This window comes from Micromonospora sp. 4G55, from assembly GCF_016803375.1.
The window spans coordinates 1-3,977 of the sequence record NZ_JAEVHN010000563.1; the positions used below are offsets into that span (position 1 = coordinate 1).

3 protein-coding genes and 1 pseudogene are annotated in these 3,977 nt (G+C 71.5%); 1 reads left to right on the forward strand and 3 read right to left on the reverse strand.

Annotated features, from left to right (window positions below; all coding sequences use genetic code 11):
• The 3 genes and pseudogenes from JNW89_RS29835 to JNW89_RS29845 form a co-directional block, all read right to left on the reverse strand.
• Positions 1-278: pseudogene (locus JNW89_RS29835) on the reverse strand (hypothetical protein); the annotation flags it as partial.
• Positions 279-393: 115 nt separating this feature from the next.
• The gene (gene cydB, locus JNW89_RS29840; RefSeq protein ID WP_238451622.1) at positions 394-1,392 is read right to left on the reverse strand and encodes a cytochrome d ubiquinol oxidase subunit II; all 999 of its coding nucleotides are present in this window, start codon (positions 1,390-1,392) and stop codon (positions 394-396) included.
• 13 nt (positions 1,393-1,405) lie between these two features.
• Positions 1,406-2,821, reverse strand: coding sequence for a cytochrome ubiquinol oxidase subunit I (locus JNW89_RS29845; RefSeq protein ID WP_238451623.1), 1,416 nt, complete (start codon positions 2,819-2,821; stop codon positions 1,406-1,408).
• Between the two features lie 177 nt (positions 2,822-2,998).
• Between JNW89_RS29845 and JNW89_RS29850 the strand changes: the two genes are divergently transcribed.
• The gene (locus JNW89_RS29850; RefSeq protein WP_238451624.1) at positions 2,999-3,775 is read left to right on the forward strand and encodes a 1-acyl-sn-glycerol-3-phosphate acyltransferase; all 777 of its coding nucleotides are present in this window, start codon (positions 2,999-3,001) and stop codon (positions 3,773-3,775) included.
• Positions 3,776-3,977: the final 202 nt, after the last annotated feature.

Here is a 3,977-nt window from a genome sequence, read left to right on the forward strand (position 1 = left end):
GGGCCACGCCCCGGCCGCGGGCCTCGGGGGCGACGGCGACCCCGCCGACGTCGGCGGCGGGCACGGCCCGCCCGGACCACCACTGCTCGTGGTGCAGGTCGGCGCTTGGCGAGGAGCCGGCCGGTGTCGTCGAAGGCGCCGTAGCGGGTCAGGCCGGGCATGTCGACGATGGCCTGCGGCGCCGGTTGCGGGCCGAAGCCAAAGGCGTGCCGACCGAGTTGCCAGGCGTCGGTGAGCTCGTCGACGATGAGCTCACGCACGTGCGGGGGGTTGGCCATCGGCCCACCATAGCGGCGCGGATCTTGAGGGTGGGCGGATTTTCCGGCGGGGAACAGCCCGCGGGGCCGGTGCGACCCCCTCGCCCGGCCCCGCGTCCCGCGCCCCCGCAGGTTCTCAGTGCTGCGGGATGTTCACTACCCCGATCCGCTTGCGGAACACCCAGTACGTCCAACCCTGGTAGGCCAGCACGATCGGGGTGAAGATCATCGCCACCCAGGTCATGATCTTGAGGGTGTAGGGGGTGGAGGCGGCGTTGGTGGCGGTGAGGGTGCCGGCGGCGTCCAGGGTGGAGGGCAGCACGTTCGGGAACAGCGCCGCGAACAGGGTCGCCACGGCCAGGCCGATCGCCACGGCGGTGCCGGTGAACGCCCAGCCCTCCCGGCGTACCCGGGCGGCGGCGAGCGCGCCGAGCAGGGCCAGGGCCGCGCCGACGGCGAACACGACGGCGGCGGCGCTGGAGCGGATGCTCAGCGTCCAGGTCAGGAACGCCACCGCGGCCACCGCGGTGCCCACGCCCAGGCGCACGGCGAGCGCCCCGGCCCGCTCCCGGATCTCGCCGGTGGTCTTCAGGGCGAGGAACACCGCGCCGTGGGTGAGGAACAGCGCCGCGGTGGTCACCCCGCCGAGCAGCGCGTACGGGTGCAGCAGGTCGACCAGGCCGCCGACGTACTCGTGGTCGGCGTCCAGCGGCACGCCGCGCAGGATGTTGGCGAAGGCGACGCCCCACAGCACCGCCGGTACGACGGAGCCGACGAAGATCGCCGTGTCCCAGCGGCGCTTCCAGGACGCCTCGGGGCGCTTGTGCCGGTACTCGAAGGCCACGCCCCGGGCGATCAGGGCGAGCAGGATCAGCAGCAGCGGCAGGTAGAAGCCGGAGAAGAGGGTGGCGTACCACTCGGGGAAGGCGGCGAACATGGCGCCGCCGGCCGTGATCAGCCAGACCTCGTTGCCGTCCCAGACCGGGCCGATGGTGTTGATCAGGACGCGGCGTTCCCGGTCGTCGCGGCCGAGGACGGGCAGCAGCATGCCGACGCCGAAGTCGAAGCCTTCGAGGATGAAGTAGCCGGTGAAGAGCACGGCGACGAGGAGAAACCAGACGGTCGTCAGTTCCACGGTGGGCTCCGGGTCAGTAGGCGAAGGCGAGCGGGCGCTCGGCGTCGTCGTGGCTGTCGTCGATCGCGGGGTCCGGGGTGAGGTCGGGCACGCCGGCGCGGGCATAGCGGACGAGCAGCTTGAACTCGATGACGGCGAGGGTGGCGTAGATCAGGGTGAAGGCGGTGAACGAGGTGAGCACCTCGGCCAGCGAGACGCTGCGGGACACGCCGTCGCGGGTGAGCATCTCGCCGAAGACGATCCAGGGCTGGCGGCCCATCTCGGTGAAGATCCAGCCGAAGGAGTTGGCGAGCAGCGGCAGCACCGGCATGACCAGGCCGGCGCGCAGCAGCCACCGGCTGGTGGGGGTGCGGCCCTTGCGCTGCGACCAGAGCACCAGCAGGGCGATCGCGGCGGCGGCCAGCCCGAAGGCGATCATGAAGCGGAAGCTCCAGTAGGTGACCGGGATGATCGGGGTGTAGCTGCCCGCGCCGTACTGGCTGGCGTACTGGGCCTGCAGGTCGTTGATGCCGTGCACGGTGCCGTTGGGGTCGCCCGTGCCCAGGTACGACAGCAGGTACGGGATCTTGATGGCGAACAGCTCGCGGCTGCCGTCGAGGCTGCCGACGGTGAGCACGGAGAACGAGGCGGGGCTCTCGGTGGTGTAGAGGCCCTCGGCGGCGGCCATCTTCATCGGCTGCACCTGCGTCATGATCTTGCCCTGGATGTCGCCGGTGATCACGACCAGGGTGGCGGCGACCAGCACTACCCACGAGCCGAACTTCGTGGCGAACCGGTACGCCCCGGTGTCGGCGCTGTCGCGGTTGCGCATCACGTGCCACAGCCCGACGGTGACCACCAGCGAGCCGGCGACCAGGAACGAGCCGGCCAGGGTGTGCGGGAAGGTGATCAGCGCGACCTTGTTGGTGAGCACGGCGAGGAAGTCGGTGAGTTCGGCGCGGCCGGTGTCGGGGTTGATCCGGTAGCCGACCGGGTTCTGCATGAACGAGTTCGCGGCGAGGATGAAGTAGGCGCTGAGGTTGGTGCCGATCGCGGCGGCCCAGATGCTGGCCAGGTGCGCCCGCTTGGGCAGTCGGTCCCAGCCGAAGATCCACAGGCCGATGAAGGTCGACTCCAGGAAGAACGCGACCAGCGCCTCGATCGCGAGGGGGGCGCCGAAGATGTCGCCGACGAAGCGGGAGTAGTCGCTCCAGTTCATGCCGAACTGGAACTCCTGCACGATGCCGGTGACCACGCCCATCGCGAAGTTGATCAGGAAGAGCTTGCCGTAGAACTTGGTGAGCTTGAGGTAGCGCTCGTTGCCGCTGCGGTGCCACAGCGTCTGCAGGATGGCCACCAGCACCGACAGGCCGATGGTCAGCGGCACGAATAGGAAGTGGTAGACGGTGGTGACACCGAACTGCCAGCGGGCGACGTCCAACGCGTCCACCAGTAACCCCCAGCTGTTCATACTACGAGACGTAGTAAATACTACTGCGCGTCGTAGAGATTGGGGCAGGGCCGGGGGTCCCGACCCTGCCCCGGGACCAATGACCCTGATCACCTCTGCCGCAGGGCCGGGATCGGTGCCCACCGTCACCCACCGGCGTGCGACCATCCAGCACTGATGGACACCCCGACCGCCACTTGGCGGCCGCCACGGTTCTGGCGCGCCGCGCAGGTCTTCGCCCGCCTCATCGTCGCCCTGCTGGCCCGGCTGGAGGTCAGCGGCGACGTGCCGGCCGAGCTGCGCCGCGGCCCGCTGATCCTGGCCGCCAACCACATCAGCCCGTTCGACCCGATCGTCCTCGCCGCGGCCTGCCGGGCGCGGGGCGTCGCCCCGCGGATCATGGCCACCGGCGGGCTCTTCCGCGCCCCGGTGATCGGTGCCCTGATGCGCCACGCCGGGCACCTGCGCGTCGACCGGGGCACCGCCGGGGTGCACCGGGCCCTCGACGACGCCGCCGCGGCCGTGGCGCGCGGCTCGGTGGTGCTGGTCTACCCGGAGGGCCGCATCGGCCTGGACCCCTGCCTGTGGCCCGAGCGCGGCAAGACCGGTGCCGCCCGGCTCGCCCTGGCCTGCGGCGCCCCGATCATCCCCGTCGCCCAGTGGGGCTCGCACGAGGTGCTGCCCTACCGGACACCTAAGGGCATGCTGCCCGGCATCGCCCGGGCGCTGCTGCGTCGACCGGTGATCCGGGTGCGCTTCGGCGACCCGCTGGACCTGCACGACCTGACCCACGGCGCGCCCGGCGCCGCCCGCCGGGGCACCGACCGGATCATCGACGCGATCACCGACACCCTGGTGCCGTTGCGCCTCGACGAGCCGGACCGCCCCCGGCACGTCGACCCGGGCCGCCCCGTCGACACCAGCCGCGCGCACCGCCGCCGTCCGCCGGGCTGACCTGACCGTTTACTCGCCCGACTCGGCCGGCGTGCGGGCCAGGGGGATTTGCCTTCGAGCGCACTCCAACGGTGAGAGTCTGCCCGGTAGGCAACGGCGAGGGAAGGCAGGCAGGGCATGAGCGAGCAGACGGTGCTGGTCACCGGCACCTCCACCGGGATCGGGCTGGAGATCGCGCTGGGCTGCGCGCGCGCCGGCTGGC

Excerpts from the sequence above, each read along its gene's own strand:
- JNW89_RS29850 (WP_238451624.1), top strand. The coding sequence starts at position 2,999 with ATGGACACCCCGACCGCCACTTGGCGGCCGCCACGGTTCTGGCGCGCC.